13 protein-coding genes are annotated in these 13,097 nt (G+C 68.0%); 1 reads left to right on the top strand and 12 read right to left on the bottom strand.

What is annotated here, in order from left to right; translation table 11 throughout:
- Positions 1-70: 70 nt before the first annotated feature.
- The 4 genes from JJJ15_RS08855 to fbaA all read right to left on the bottom strand — a co-directional run bounded on the left by JJJ15_RS08855 (position 71) and on the right by fbaA (position 3,407).
- Positions 71-763, bottom strand: a complete 693-nt coding sequence (locus tag JJJ15_RS08855; RefSeq protein ID WP_200510491.1) for a response regulator transcription factor — start codon at positions 761-763, stop codon at positions 71-73.
- Positions 756-2,000 carry a hypothetical protein gene (locus tag JJJ15_RS08850; RefSeq protein ID WP_200510490.1) on the bottom strand — a complete coding sequence of 415 codons (1,245 nt, stop codon included), beginning with the start codon at positions 1,998-2,000 and terminating at the stop codon, positions 756-758. Before JJJ15_RS08850 ends, JJJ15_RS08855 begins: the two co-directional genes overlap by 8 nt.
- The gene (locus JJJ15_RS08845; protein WP_165271646.1) at positions 1,997-2,173 is read right to left on the bottom strand and encodes a hypothetical protein; all 177 of its coding nucleotides are present in this window, start codon (positions 2,171-2,173) and stop codon (positions 1,997-1,999) included. The genes JJJ15_RS08850 and JJJ15_RS08845 overlap by 4 nt, the downstream gene beginning before the upstream one ends.
- A 184-nt stretch (positions 2,174-2,357) precedes the next feature.
- On the bottom strand, positions 2,358-3,407 hold the full coding sequence (gene fbaA, locus JJJ15_RS08840; RefSeq protein WP_200510489.1) for a class II fructose-bisphosphate aldolase: 1,050 nt from the start codon (positions 3,405-3,407) through the stop codon (positions 2,358-2,360).
- 246 nt (positions 3,408-3,653) lie between these two features.
- Between fbaA and JJJ15_RS08835 the strand changes: the two genes are divergently transcribed.
- Positions 3,654-4,097, top strand: a complete 444-nt coding sequence (locus JJJ15_RS08835) for an Hsp20/alpha crystallin family protein (protein WP_106110325.1) — start codon at positions 3,654-3,656, stop codon at positions 4,095-4,097.
- A gap of 379 nt (positions 4,098-4,476) precedes the next feature.
- Here JJJ15_RS08835 and JJJ15_RS08830 read toward each other — a convergent pair whose 3' ends face one another.
- The 8 genes from JJJ15_RS08830 to JJJ15_RS08795 all read right to left on the bottom strand — a co-directional run bounded on the left by JJJ15_RS08830 (position 4,477) and on the right by JJJ15_RS08795 (position 12,977).
- Complete coding sequence (locus JJJ15_RS08830; RefSeq protein WP_246742267.1) at positions 4,477-5,121, bottom strand: TrmH family RNA methyltransferase; 645 nt, start codon at positions 5,119-5,121, stop codon at positions 4,477-4,479.
- Positions 5,122-5,570: 449 nt separating this feature from the next.
- Positions 5,571-6,140, bottom strand: a complete 570-nt coding sequence (pyrE, locus tag JJJ15_RS08825; RefSeq protein WP_106110324.1) for an orotate phosphoribosyltransferase — start codon at positions 6,138-6,140, stop codon at positions 5,571-5,573.
- A gap of 435 nt (positions 6,141-6,575) precedes the next feature.
- Positions 6,576-7,073 carry a thiol peroxidase gene (gene tpx / locus JJJ15_RS08820; protein WP_106110323.1) on the bottom strand — a complete coding sequence of 166 codons (498 nt, stop codon included), beginning with the start codon at positions 7,071-7,073 and terminating at the stop codon, positions 6,576-6,578.
- Positions 7,074-7,496: 423 nt separating this feature from the next.
- The gene (locus JJJ15_RS08815) at positions 7,497-8,483 is read right to left on the bottom strand and encodes an SDR family NAD(P)-dependent oxidoreductase (RefSeq protein ID WP_106110322.1); all 987 of its coding nucleotides are present in this window, start codon (positions 8,481-8,483) and stop codon (positions 7,497-7,499) included.
- A 435-nt stretch (positions 8,484-8,918) separates the two neighbouring features.
- The gene (locus JJJ15_RS08810; RefSeq protein WP_200510488.1) at positions 8,919-9,074 is read right to left on the bottom strand and encodes a hypothetical protein; all 156 of its coding nucleotides are present in this window, start codon (positions 9,072-9,074) and stop codon (positions 8,919-8,921) included.
- 326 nt (positions 9,075-9,400) lie between these two features.
- On the bottom strand, positions 9,401-10,216 hold the full coding sequence (locus JJJ15_RS08805) for a carbohydrate ABC transporter permease (RefSeq protein WP_200512011.1): 816 nt from the start codon (positions 10,214-10,216) through the stop codon (positions 9,401-9,403).
- Between the two features lie 218 nt (positions 10,217-10,434).
- Complete coding sequence (locus JJJ15_RS08800; protein ID WP_200510487.1) at positions 10,435-11,367, bottom strand: sugar ABC transporter permease; 933 nt, start codon at positions 11,365-11,367, stop codon at positions 10,435-10,437.
- A 254-nt stretch (positions 11,368-11,621) separates the two neighbouring features.
- Entirely contained in the window at positions 11,622-12,977 is a 1,356-nt protein-coding gene (locus JJJ15_RS08795; RefSeq protein ID WP_200510486.1) for an extracellular solute-binding protein, read from the bottom strand.
- Between the last annotated feature and the right edge of the window lie 120 nt (positions 12,978-13,097).

The raw sequence follows: 13,097 nt of genomic DNA, 5'->3' as shown, positions 1-13,097 counted from the left end.
CGGCCTCACGACCCCCTCCTTTAGGATCGCACCTTTTTGGCTCCGCCGCTCTTCACAAACGTTACAGTTTTCAGTACTGCGTGAGCCTGGCGGCCTTGAGGAGGAGCTCCGTACGGCTGCTGCAGCCGAGCTGACACCGGATCTTCATCTGGTCCCGGCGCACACTCTCCTCGGAGTACCCGATGGCCTTCGCGATCTCCTTGTTCTGGTAGGAGAGGACCAGCATGTCGTACACTGTTCGCTGGCGCTTCGGCAGCTTCCTCACGCCCTCGAGGAAGTCCGCGTTCTCCTCCCGGAAGCGGGCCTGCCGCCGGTAGCCCTCCACCAGGAGCCTCGTCGGCTCGGGGCCGAGCACCTGCTGCCCCTGGGAGGCTGCACGCAGACCCCTGGCAATGTCGTCCACTCCCATGTCCTTGGTCAGGAACCCCATCGTCTCGGTGGCCAGGACCTTCTCGATGTAGTCCTCAGGCACCAGCCCCGAGAGGATGACGACCTTCGTATCCGGATAACACTCAGTTATGACCTTGGTCACCTCAACGCCATCCATAGATGGCATAGCAATATCTACAAGTGCCACGTCTACCTGACACTTCTCCAGCGCATTAAGAGCCTCACGACCGTCTCCAGCCACAGCGACCACGTCAATGTAGGGGACGGTGCCGAGGAGACTGCTGAGCTGACGGCGGTACCCCTCGTCATCATCAGCCAGGAGTACGCGGACCGGCTCCTTCTTCTCCGAGGCAGCACCAGTGTTCTCAGTCATGTTCTTCCTCCTTGTCTAGCGGCACCTCGTCGGTGCCGTGATCTGTTCCTACCCCTGCCGCGGGGTGCGGCAGGGCGACTCCAAGCAGCCAGTCGTCCTTCAGGGGCCCGTAGCTGACGTAGCCTCCGACCTGCTCAGCCCGGCGTGTCAGCATGGTCAGGCCCATGCCGCCTTCCAGCCCCCTGCGCCAGGCCTCCTCGGGCGTGCCCGACGGGGCCGTCGTAGACCTGACCATGAGCTCGACCTGGTCCGGGTCAAGCACCACCTGGACCCTCACCGACGTCCCTCGTCCGGCGTACTTCAGGGCGTTGAGGCAGCCCTCCCTCAACGCCACCGCCAGTACCGACAGGCGGGGACCGTCAAGCACCTCAGCCAGCTCCTGCTCCGAGGGGACTGAGGGGCGGAGCTCAAGGCCGGCAGCAGCCAGGAGCGTCCTGTACTCCTTCAGGACCGCCACCCAGGACCCGTCGTCTCGGACCGCCTCAGCCGCCGGGGTGCTCGCGTGAATGATCTGGCGGATCTGCCGCATCGCGCTCTGGGCGTCGGCCAGGATCTGCTCCTCGCACACCTGCGTGCGGCCCCTAGACGGCTCGCGGATCAGGTACTCCGTGTTCACCACGATCCGGGCCAGACAGGCCACCACCGAGTCATGGAGCTGCGCGGCCAGGACCGAGCGCACCCGGGAGTCCTCGGCCTCCACCCTGAGACGCCAGTACCCGACCTGCTCGTCGGCCACCTGTAGGCGGTCCTTATAAAGACGAACTACCAGCCCGACCCCGACCCCCACGACGATCTGGAAGGACCACGCCACGAAGGACCTGACACGGTCGGGGTCACCACCTATGACTGAGCCAGCCAGCAGGGCCGTGCCCGCTACGAGTACGGCCAGGTTCCAGCGACGTGCCACCCAGCCGCCGATCACCAGGACCGAGCCGATTGCCGGCGCCGTCAGCACGGCGACGTCACTGGGAAGAGCGTTCACCACCACCGTCACCACCAGGGCGGCACCGCCCGCGAGCCGTGGGTACCAGCCCGAGAGCCCCACGCAGACCGCTATAACAACTGAGGCGAGAAGAGTGAGCCCTGACGGCCTCTGGACACCTGGCGGAATCCAGTCCAGGACCAGGAGGGCCAGCGCCGCCCCCGCCGGGACCACCTCCCGACGAGCGAGGATCCGCTCTGCCTGACGCCGCAGAGGGAGCTGGCCACCAATGCCAGGCACCTGCCCGGCACTCATACCTGGCACCACCACAGCCAGGGGAAGAACCGGCAGGTCAGTGCCCCACCTCCACCCAGGGGGACCTCACCGTCCGGCAACGACGGGGAGGTGGCACCAACCGTGAGGAGCACGACCAGGACGAGGGAGACAAGGGAGGAAAGGGAGGGGATGTGGATGTACCTATAAGTCATGAGACCCTCTATCGGGGATAGCTATACATCCATTTCAGTATCTCATGCAGAACGCTCCCGCACAAGACACAGTTTGGTAACGATCGGGATCAGGTCGGCCCGGCCCCACCAGCGTGAGACCGGGCCGACCGTGTGGCTCGCGACCCCTAGGGCCGCGGCGGTACCGCCCCTTGCGGGCAGCTGCTCAGCGCTTGGCGGAGCCGACCGAGCCGAGGCGCTCACAGGCCTCGACCACGCGGGCGGCCATGCCCTCCTCAGCAGCCTTGCCCCAGGCGCGGGGGTCGTACTTCTTCTTGGAGCCGACCTCGCCGTCGACCTTCAGGACGCCGTCGTAGTTGCGGTACATCCAGTCCGCGATCGGGCGGGTGAAGGCGTACTGGGTGTCGGTGTCGACGTTCATCTTGATGACGCCGTTGCGCACCGCGGTGGCGATCTCCTCGTCGGTGGAGCCGGAACCGCCGTGCATGACCAGGTCGAACGGCGAGTCCTTGACCCCGACCTTGGTCTGGAGGCGGTCGCCGAGGCGCTTGGCGACGTCCGCCTGGATCTCGCCCAGGATCTCCGGGCGCAGCTTGACGTGACCGGGCTTGTAGGAGCCGTGCACGTTGCCGAAGGTCAGCGCCGTGATGTAACGGCCGTTCTCGCCCAGGCCCAGGGCCTCGATGGCGCGGTAGGCGTCGTCGGCAGTGGTGTAGAGACTGGCGTTCTCCTCACCCTTGATGCCGTCCTCCTCGCCGCCGACAGCGCCGATCTCGATCTCGAGGACGGTGTGGGCCGCGCGGGAGCGCTTGAGCATGTCCACGGCGATCTCAATGTTGTCGTCCAGGGACTCCGCCGAGCCGTCCCACATGTGGGACTGGAACACCGGCAGCTCGCCGCGCTTGACCTGCTCGGCCTCGATCTCCAGCAGCGGGTGGATCCAGCAGTCAAGGAACTTCTTGGGGCAGTGGTCCGTGTGGAGGCCCACGATGCCGGGGTAGAGGTCACCGACGGCGCGGGCGTAGGCGGCGAAGGCGAGGGAACCAGTGACGCGGTCCAGGCGGGAGGAGCCGGACCAGTAGGCGGCGCCGCCGTTGGAGATCTGGACGATACCGTCAGACTCGGCGTCGGCGAAGCCCTTGAGGGCAGCGGAGAGGGTCTGGGAGCTCGTGACGTTGATCGCGGGGATGGCGTACTTGCCAGCCTTGGCGCGGTCAAGCATGTCCGCGTAGGACTCCGGGGTTGCGATGGCCACTAGATGCCTCCTGAAGAATGGTGAGTCAGTGGTGCAGGGCTCATTGTTCCACGGATCGGCCGATCCTGGAAGCGGATCATGGTCCCAGGTCACACTTCGATGCTCTATTTTTTCACCCTGGGCGATGCCTCTTAGCACTCTCGGGTCGAGAGTGCCAGAATCGAGGTGTCCGGGAAGGGCGCGAGGCGCGCCCCTCCCGCCCGGTTCCCGGAGGCTCCGGGACCGTGACCACAGGAGGTGGTTGACATGGCAACACCGTCGTCCTTCGATCCCTTCCGCGACCTGGACCGCTGGCTCACCAACGGCCTGGTGCGCACCCCCGCGTCCGTGGGCATGCCGCTGGACCTGTACCGCAAGGGCGAGTCCTTCGTGGCCCACATCGACCTGCCCGGCGTCGACCCCGCCACGATCGACGTGGACGTGGAGGACCGGACCCTCACCGTGCGCGCCGAGCGCCCCGCCCGAGACGAGGACGGGGTCCAGTGGCTCGCCCACGAGCGTCCCTCGGGCACCTTCGCCCGCCAGCTCACGCTGGGCTACGGCCTGGCGCTGGACCGCATCTCCGCCACCTACACCGACGGCGTGCTCACGCTGACGATCCCCGTGGCGGAGGAGGCCAAGCCCCGCAAGATCGAGGTAGTGCACTCCAAGGCGGCCCAGCCCATTATCGAGGCCGAGCCGAAGGCCTGAGCCGGTCCGGCACCCCGGGCCTGGTGAACCCGACCTGGTGGGCCCGGCCTGGCGGGCTGGCCGGCACTTCGAGCCGGGCCCGGTGGGCTCGGTCTGGTAGGCGGCCAGCACCAGGCCCCGGGGCAGCCGAGCCCTCTGACGGCCTGTCAGCCTCGCAGTGGGGCTGACAGGCCGTTCGCGGCTCTTGAGCCTCGGGGCTCGCCAGGAAGCGAGTCCCGCGCCACCCCAGGCGTCGCGGCCTGTGGGCCGCCTGAGGCAGCGACGCTGGCGTGGTCGCCTGAGGCAGCGACGCCAGCGCGGCCCGCAGGTCGCGGTCAGCCGGGGTCTCGGTCAACCGGGGTCACGGTCAGGACCCTGACCGTCCTGACGTCAGGGCACGTCAGTCCGGGGCGGGTCCGCCGTGCTGGAGGATCCAGGTGTGCATTGCCACCGCGGCCGCCGCCGCCACGTTAATAGAGCGGGTCGAGCCGTACTGCCCGATACGCAGGACGCGGGAGCAGCTGGCCAGCAGACCCGAGCTGATCCCCTCCCCCTCGCTGCCAAAGACCATCAGGCAGCGCTCAGGCAGGGACTCGCCCTCCAGGAGGCGGGCGCCCGGGACGTTGTCAATACCCACCACCTCGTAGCCCTCACGCTCCGCCCACGCCAGGAGCTCGGCGGCCTGGGGGTGGTGGGTGACGCTGAGGTAGCGGTTGGTGACCATGGCGCCACGCTTGTTCCAGCGGCGTCGGCCGACAACGTGGACCCCACCCACATTGAAGGCGTTGGCACTGCGCACGATCGAGCCGATATTGAGGTCCTGGCTGACGTTCTCAATGGCCACGTGCAGGCTGTGGGCGCGGGCAGCCAGGTCGGCACGGATCGCCTCCACCGACCAGTACCGGTAGCGGTCCACGACGTTACGCCGGTCCCCGGCAGCCAGCAGGGCCGGGTCGTAGCAGGGGTCGGTGGGCCAGGCGGCCTCTCCCCCGGGCCAGGGCCCCACCCCCACCTCGCGACGGTCGGCGGGGACGTCCTCCTCCAGACGTTGACGGTCGGCGGGGAGGTTCCCTTCCGGGCGCTGACGGTCGGCGGGGGCATTCCCCTCCGGGCGCCCCGGGTACGACGCACGCGGCCGGTACCCACCCTCGGGCAGGTCAGAGGCCGGGGCCGACCAGGTCACTGCGCTTCCCCGGGCGAGTAACGAGATCCCCTGAGAAACCCCTCGACGAGTGTGTCGTCACCGTGCGCGCCAGATGTCCTGACACGGCGGTTCAGTAGGCGGAGCCGGTCAAGGAGCCCGCGGGCCCCGTCCCGGGCGAACCAGGCCGGGACGTCGACACTACCCAAGGCAGCCACGAAGGACCGGCTCGGCACCAATGGCCGCCAACTCCGTGACGGCAGAACTATGCGCAGCACAGCAAAGTTTCCGAAATCAAAACCGGGTACGAGGCGTGATCACGAGGACGTGGTTCGCACCGTCGGACGTCTTCCTCAGCCCAGTCCCAGGTCGTCCAGGCCCAGGGCGGCGTGGTAGGGCAGGCCCGCTGCCTCGACGCGCTCGCGCGCACCGGTGTCGCGGTCCACGACCACGGCCACGGCCAGGACCTCGGCTCCTGCCTCCCGCAGGGCGGCGACCGCCTCCAACGGGGAGCCGCCGGTGGTGGAGGTGTCCTCCAGGACCACCACCCGCCTGCCAGCGACCTCCGGGCCCTCGATACGCCGTCGCATACCGTGGTCCTTGGCCGCCTTGCGCACCACGAAGGCGTCCAGGTCCAGGCCGCGGGAGGCGGCGGCGTGGAGCATGGCGGTAGCCACCGGGTCGGCACCCATGGTCAGGCCGCCGACGGCGTCAATATCCTCCGGCCCCAGGCCCGCCTCCTCCAGCATGTCGAGCATGACGTGGCCAATGAGCGGGGCGGCCTCATGGTGCAGGGTGGCACGGCGCATGTCCACGTAGAAGTCGGACTCCAGGCCCGAGGCGAGGGTGACCTTGCCGCGCACGACGGCCAGCTCCTCAACGAGCTGGGCGAGGCGGGCGCGCTGGGAATCGTTGGTACTCACGGCTTTTAGGTTAGGCGACGGCGTCACCCAGTGGCACCTCGGAGGCCTTGGTGCGGTCTGCTCTTAGGCAGCGGTCTGTTCTCGGGCAGTGGTTCGCTCCAGGCCAGCGCGTGGCCAACGACCTGATCTCGGGCAGTGGTCTGCGGCAGTGGCCTGCTCCTGGGCAGTGGCCTGCTCTCGGGCAGTGGCACGCCCCCGGCCAGCCGTAGAGGCCGGGCCGCATGCGCCGGGGGCGTTTGCGCTGCGTTCGGCTGCAGAGGCCAGGGGCGCACGACAGAAAGCCAGCCCGGCGGAGGCCTGACGGGAAGTCGGCCCGGCGGAGCCAGCCTAGGATGAAACTGGCCTGACGGAGTCAGCTCGGGAGGAGTGGCCCGTCAGGAGGCTGGCGGCCGCCACCACAGCACGGGGCCCGGTAGCGGCGCCAGACCTCAGCCCTCAGGCCAGGGCTGCGACAGCGGCCTCGTAGTCGGGCTCCTGACCGATCTCGGGCACCTGTTCGGCGTGGAGGACCGTGCCGTCGGCGTCAAGGACCACGACGGCACGCGACAGCAGGCCTGCCAGCGGCCCGTCGGCAATGGTCACGCCGTAGTCGGCCCCGAAGGTGGAGCGGAAGACGGAGGCGGTGACGACGTCGTCAATCCCCTCAGCCCCGCAGAAGCGGCCCAGCGCAAAGGGCAGGTCCGCCGAGACGCACAGGACCGTGGTGCCCTCCAGGGCGGCGGCACGCTGGTTGAACCGGCGCACGCTGGTGGCGCACACGCCGGTGTCAATGGACGGGAAGATATTGAGGACGAGCCGCTGGCCGCGCAGAGACGCGCTGGTCACAGGCGACAGGTCGGCGCCGACGAGCTCGAAGCCGGGTGCGGTGGTGCCGACGGCGGGCAGCTCCCCGACGGTCGTGACGGGGGCTCCGTGGAAGGTGATCTCAGCCATGACCCCATAATGGCAGGCCTTTAGTCCTATGCGCAATGGTCCGGGCCCTGGTGTGAGCCCCCAGGCAGTGGCGTGTCCCAGCCGAGGCCGCCGACCTGGGGCCTGCCGCGAGGACCCGGCGGCAACAGCACCGGCAGTTGCACATTCATCCATGGAGCGCCAGCAGGTCGTTGGCGCCATTGCAACGATTCGCTGACCCCGAGGCGGTCGGGAGGACTAATGAATGTGCAACGGCGTCAGTGTTGCACATTCATCCGTGTCCCAGGCCCTGACCCGCGCCACGGATCCGCATGATTCCGCGGTTCCAGCAGCCAGGGCGGCAGAAAGAATGTGCAACTCGGGCCGCGCCGACAATGCCTAAGGCTCAGGGCCGCGTGCCAGGGGCGGCGGGCCGGTGGGTGGCTTCAGTAGTGGGTGGCTGGCTCAGTAGCGGGTGGCTGACGAGGCGTGCCCGGCGACCCGGCGCACCAGCCACCGGGGGCTCAGACGCAGGAGAGCGGCCGCCGCCTGGTAGCGCAGGGTGGGGGTGCAGATGACCTGGCCCCGGCGCACCGCGTCCAGGGCCTGGCGGGCCACCTCCTGGGAGTCGGTCCAGACCAGGGATGGCCACACGTCCTCCATGTGGGCCCGCTCGTGGAACTCGGTGCGGGTCAGGCCCGGGCACACCACGGTGGCGCTCACCCCGGTACCCTTCAGCTCGGTGGCCAGCCCCTCGGTGAAGGTCCGCACCCAGGCCTTGTGGGCGGCGTAGGTGCCCATGGCCGTCAGGGAGGCCAACGAGGCGATATTGAGCACCGCGCCGTGACCGCGCTCCACCATGCCGGGCAGGGCCGCGTGGCTGAGCTCCATGACCGCGCCGACCATGACCTCCAGGGCGCGGCGCTCCCTGTCTACGTCCCCGCCCACGAAGGCCTGCCCCAGACCGAAGCCCGCGTTGTTCACCAGCAGGTCCACCGGACGACGGGCCACCTCCTGGGCGGTCCGTGGCCCGCGGGCCGAGCGGGCAGGGAGCCGGGAGCCCCCTTGCCGACCAGGGCCCTGGGGCCGCACGTGATCCCGGAGGCGAGCAGGATCCAGACGGGCGTAGCCCTGGGGACCGGTACCGCTCCCTGTCCCGGCGGGGCCGGGGCGTGTGGTACTTCCGGCCTCGGCAGGGTTGGGGCTCCCGGCCCCTGCCGCTCCCGTCCTCAGCAGGCGCTGGGCAACCTTCTGGCGGCCCTGCGCAGTGGAGAGGTCGGCGGGCAGGACCTGCGCCCCCACGCCCGCTACCTGGTGCAGGTCCTCGGCCAGGACGGCCAGGCGCTGATGGTCTCGGGCCACCAGGACCAGGTCGTGCCTGGCTGCGGCGAGCTGCCAGACCAGCTCAAGCCCGATCCCTGAGGTGGCGCCGGTGACGAGTGCGGTTCCCATGTCCCAAGGCTACGACGTCGTCCGCGAACCCCCCAGCCACCACTCGCGAGAACGGTACTTGTTCGCCGTGAGAACGGTACTTGTTCGTCGCGAGAACGGTACTTGTTTGCCGTGAGAACGGTACTTGTTCGTCGCGAGAACGGTACTTGTTTGCCGTGAGAACGGTACTTGTTTGCCGTGAGAACGGGTGGCGTTCGGGGCGCCGGGGCGCCTGTCACGTACCCGGCGTGGATCGGGGCGGACTATGGGCCTCCTGGGGCCAGGACCCCGGCCTGCGGGCACCAGGCGATTGCTGCGGCCTCCCGCTGGAGCGGCAGCGGGGCCACCGGCCCGCAGTCACCAGGCCGTCTGGCTCTCGACGAATGCTGTGGCCACCCAGCCCCTGCCCGCAGGTAATCAGGCCGACGACGTGCCCGTTGGCGGGCGCCTGCCCCACTACCCTGCCCCACAAAGCACCAGGTCACCGACGCCCTCCGTGAGGACGACGAGAACAGTCAGCCCCGGCCTGCGGGCACCGGCCTCCTCGACGCCGTAGTCCTCATGGAGCCCCTCGGCCAGCCCCGACCTGTAGGCACCAGCCGCCACTTCCACGCACCACCAGTGCGTGAACGACCACCTCAACCCGCACGGGCACCAGTCACCAGAGGTCGGGACGGGAGTGGTCCGACGGCCCCGGGCCCGGATCCGCAGACCGTGACAGCCCAGCCGCCCTCCCCTACCGAAGCGAACAAGTACCGTTCTCACGACGAACAAGTACCGTTCTCACGAGCAACAAGTACCGTTCTCACGACGAACAAGTACCGTTCTCGCGAAGAGGGGCGGGTGGGAGGGTCGGGGCGGGCAGCAGGCGGTAGATATGACGGTGCCCGCCACCACTGCTGGTGACGGGCACCGTCGGGGTCCCCACCCCAAACCTGTCAGCCCTTGACAGAGCCGGCTGCGAGACCAGCCTGCCAGAAGCGCTGCAGGAAGAGAAAGATCACGGCCAGCGGAAGCACGCCGAGAAGGGCTCCCTGGAGGACCGCGCCATACGTCGGGTCGAAGTACGACATCATGCCGTACAGGCCCAGTGTCACCGGCTTGAGCTCGGTGCTGTTGGTCACCATCATGAGCGGCAGGAGGAAGTTGTTCCAGGTCGCCACGAAGATGAACAGGAAGATCGTCACCATCGCTGGGGCCAGGAGCCGCAGCACCATGGTGAAGAAGATGCGGAACTCCCCGGCGCCGTCGATCCGGGCCGCCTCAAGCAGCTCGTCAGGCACTGACGTCGCAGCGTACATGCGTCCCAGGAAGACGCCGAACGGGCTCACGCAACTGGGGATGATAATAGACCAGATGGTGTCGGTCAAACCCAGGGAGTGCATCACAATGTACAGGGGGATCGTCAGCAGCGCAATCGGCAGGAGCAGTCCGCCCAGGACCGCGAGCTGGAGGACGTTGGCCCCCCGGAACTTGAACTTGCTCATACCGTAGCCGGCCATGACGGAGATCAGCGTACCGATCACCCCGGCCACGGTGGAGTAGAACACGGAGTTGGCCACCCAGCGCCAGAACATGCCGTCGGTCCAGGCCATGAGGGCGTTGTAGTTGGCCTTCATGGTGGACAGCGGGTCATCGCTGAGGCCCAGGCTCCCCTCGCTCAGCTGGGCGTTGGTCTTCGTCGCCGAGACAATGAGCCAGTACAGCGGGAAGAGGAAGTACAGGAGGACCAGGACCAGGACGACCCAGGTCATCAGCTTGGCCCCCTCGGAAGGTTCCAGGGAACGGGCGTGGTCCGCCTTGCTGGGCCGGTACCGCCGGCCGTCAGGGAGGACGGCCGTCGCGCGCCGGTCGTGGCGTGGCGTGGCGTCGGTGCCCTCGTCGCCGGTGGCATCCTCCTCCAGCTCGGTGGCATCCTCCTCCACGTCGTCAGTCACAGTGTCACTCTGAGTGGTGTCGCTCATGGTCGTCCTCACTTGTCTACACGGGTCTGGACGAAGGCGTAGACAGCCGCCAGGCCCCCGGCAATCAGGGCCATGACGATGGAGATCGCCGAGGCCATGTGCGGGTCGCCCGGAGAGGTAATCATAGTGTTGTAGGCCATCATCATCGGCGTGTAGTTCTTCCCCATCCAGGCCTGGGAGCTGGCCATAATGGTGGGCTCGTTAAAGAGCTGGATGGTGCCGATAATAGACAGCAGCACGGTGAGCAGGGCCGCCCCGGAGAGCATCGGGATCTTAATGCGGGTGGCGATCTGGAAACCGCTCGCACCGTCCAGGCGGGCCGCCTCGTAGAGGTCGGTGGGGATCGCCTGGAGAGCGGCCAGGAAGACCAGCATGTTGTAACCGGTAAAGGTCCACGTGGTCATATTGGCCATTGAGGCCAGGATAATGTTCTTCCCAAAGAAGTTAATGCCGGTCAGGTCGGTCAGGGGTCCCAGATGCGGGGAGTAGATGTAGAGCCAGACCATCGCGGCGACGACGCCGGGGATGGCGTAGGGCAGGAAGTAGCCCAGGCGGAAGACCGTGACCCGCCTAATCAGGTATGAGTCCAGGACCAGGGCCAGGACCAGGGCGGAGATAATCATGACCGGGATCTGGAAGGCCGCGAACAGGAGGACCCGTCCCATCCCGACCCAGAAGTCCCCGTTGGTGACCACCGCCTCGAAGTTGTCCAGGCCGGAGAAGGAGGTGACACGCTCCCCGTCCCCGTAGAGGCCGCCGCCCACGGACTTCGTGGTAAAGAAGGCCTGGTAGATGGAGACAATAATCGGCACCACGAAGGTGACGGCAAAGAACAGGGTGAACGGGGCCGCGAAGATCCACCCGTAGACGGTGTTACGGAATCTGCGCGCCCTGATCGCCCTGATGTTCGCGGCGTTTGCCGCGGCAGGTGCTGTGCTCATGAAGGTCCTTAGGTGCTGGGGGATGGAGTCGCCGCGCGAACCGCGGGCCGGGGAGGGGAGGCCCTCAGCCTGCGGACCGGGCCCTGGGCCCGGGTGTCGGAGCCGCCCGTCGCGTCGGCCGACGCGGGGTTGTCCTGGACGACCTGGACCCGGGTGTCGGGCCCGGCTGGCAGCCAGCGTCCGGGGCGACGCCCTGGCCGCCCCGAACCGCCGCCGGTGGGGAGGCAGGAGCCCCGCCTCCCCACCGTGGTAGGTCACTCCTTGGCGGAGATCCCCTGGGCCTTGAGGGTGGTCAGCGAGGTCTCCTGGGCCTTGGAGAAGATGTCGGCGACCTTGGCGCTGCCGAGGGTGACATTGCCACCGACCTCCGCCATGGCGCTGGTGACCTTAGGCCATGTCGGGGCGTAGGGGAAGTTCGGGTTCATGGTGGCGTTGGCCTCGGCGAGGAAGCCGAAGACGTCCTGTCCACCCCAGAGCTTCTTGAGGGCCTCGGGGGTCTCGGGCTTGCCGGTGGTGGCGGCCACCACCAGGCCCTGGGAGACGAGGGCCGGGATCTGCTGGTTGAACCAGTCAGCGAACTTGAGGGCCTCGGCGGGGTGCTTGCAGCCCTTGATGACGGCAACGGCCGAGCCGCCGTCGGCGCCGGTGGCGTCCTTGGTGACGCCGTCGAACTTGGGCAGGTAGGCGACCTGCCACTTGGTCTCCGTCACGCCGAGGTCACCGAGGATAAAGCCGGGCTCCCAGCCAGCGGCGACGGTGCCAATGAGGCTGCCGTCCTTGAGGGCGGCACCGAAGGCGTCACCCCAGCGGCCGTCGGAGGGGACGAAAATGAGGCCCTCGTCAAGAAGCTCCTGGTAGACGGTGGCGACCTTCTTGGAGATCTCGGAGTTGCAGTCCACCTTCCAGGTGGTGCCCTCCGGGGTGTACCAGGAGGCGCCGGCGGCGGCGGCCTGGCCGGACATGAGGTAGCCGACCTCGTCGCCCTGCCAGGAGGCGATGTACTTGCCCGAGGCCTTGGCGGTCTTGGCCGCCTCCTTGAGCTCCGCCCAGGTGGTGGGTACCTTGATGCCCAGGGCGTCAAAGGCGGCCTTGTCGTAGATGTAGACCAGCGGGCCGGTGTCCTGGGGCAGGCCGACGACGACCGAGTCGAGCTTGCACTGGGCCATGGGACCGGCGGCGTAGTTCTTCTCGTAGCCGCCCTCCTTGAACTGGGCGGCCACGTCCTCCAGGTCCCCGGCCAGGAACTCGGCGGCGATCTCGCCGTAGCCGACCTGGGCCAGGTCGGGGGCGTCACCGGACTTCACGGCCTGGGCGATCTTGGCGTAGGACTCGTCGGCCTTGCCGTCGAACTTCTTGGCCGTCACCTGGATGCCGGGGTTCGCCTGGTTCCACTGGGCGACGACGTCGTCGACCTTGGTCATGCCCTCCTTGTCGGGCAGGCGGTGCCAGTAGGTGATCTTCACGACCTCGCCGCTGCCCGCGGCGTCAGACCCGCCCGTGGCGGAGGTGTCCTTCTTGTCCGAGCCGCAGGCGGCCAGGGTAGCCAGGGCGGCGGCAGCGATGCCGCCAGCCAGGACCTGGCGGCGGGATGCGTACATGGTGGTCTTCATGGGAACCCTTCTCTGTAAACGCAAGACCGAGCTCCCGTGCTCGGTCTTGATCGATTGCCATGTGAAGCGCTTGACTCCACGCACAGAGTACGAAGTGGCAGGCATCTCGTCAAGTGCGTT

It is taken from the genome of Actinomyces sp. HMT897 (assembly GCF_016626125.1).
In the GTDB taxonomy this organism is placed as follows: domain Bacteria; phylum Actinomycetota; class Actinomycetes; order Actinomycetales; family Actinomycetaceae; genus Actinomyces.
This window is presented reverse-complemented; position numbering and strand designations above follow the sequence as displayed.

Excerpts from the sequence above, each read along its gene's own strand:
- JJJ15_RS08855 (WP_200510491.1), bottom strand. The coding sequence starts at position 763 with ATGACTGAGAACACTGGTGCTGCCTCGGAGAAGAAGGAGCCGGTCCGC.
- JJJ15_RS08850 (WP_200510490.1), bottom strand. The coding sequence starts at position 2,000 with ATGAGTGCCGGGCAGGTGCCTGGCATTGGTGGCCAGCTCCCTCTGCGG.
- JJJ15_RS08845 (WP_165271646.1), bottom strand. The coding sequence starts at position 2,173 with ATGACTTATAGGTACATCCACATCCCCTCCCTTTCCTCCCTTGTCTCC.
- JJJ15_RS08835 (WP_106110325.1), top strand. The coding sequence starts at position 3,654 with ATGGCAACACCGTCGTCCTTCGATCCCTTCCGCGACCTGGACCGCTGG.
- tpx (WP_106110323.1), bottom strand. The coding sequence starts at position 7,073 with ATGGCTGAGATCACCTTCCACGGAGCCCCCGTCACGACCGTCGGGGAG.
- JJJ15_RS08815 (WP_106110322.1), bottom strand. The coding sequence starts at position 8,483 with ATGGGAACCGCACTCGTCACCGGCGCCACCTCAGGGATCGGGCTTGAG.
- JJJ15_RS08805 (WP_200512011.1), bottom strand. The coding sequence starts at position 10,216 with ATGACCTGGGTCGTCCTGGTCCTGGTCCTCCTGTACTTCCTCTTCCCG.
- JJJ15_RS08800 (WP_200510487.1), bottom strand. The coding sequence starts at position 11,367 with ATGAGCACAGCACCTGCCGCGGCAAACGCCGCGAACATCAGGGCGATC.
- JJJ15_RS08795 (WP_200510486.1), bottom strand. The coding sequence starts at position 12,977 with ATGAAGACCACCATGTACGCATCCCGCCGCCAGGTCCTGGCTGGCGGC.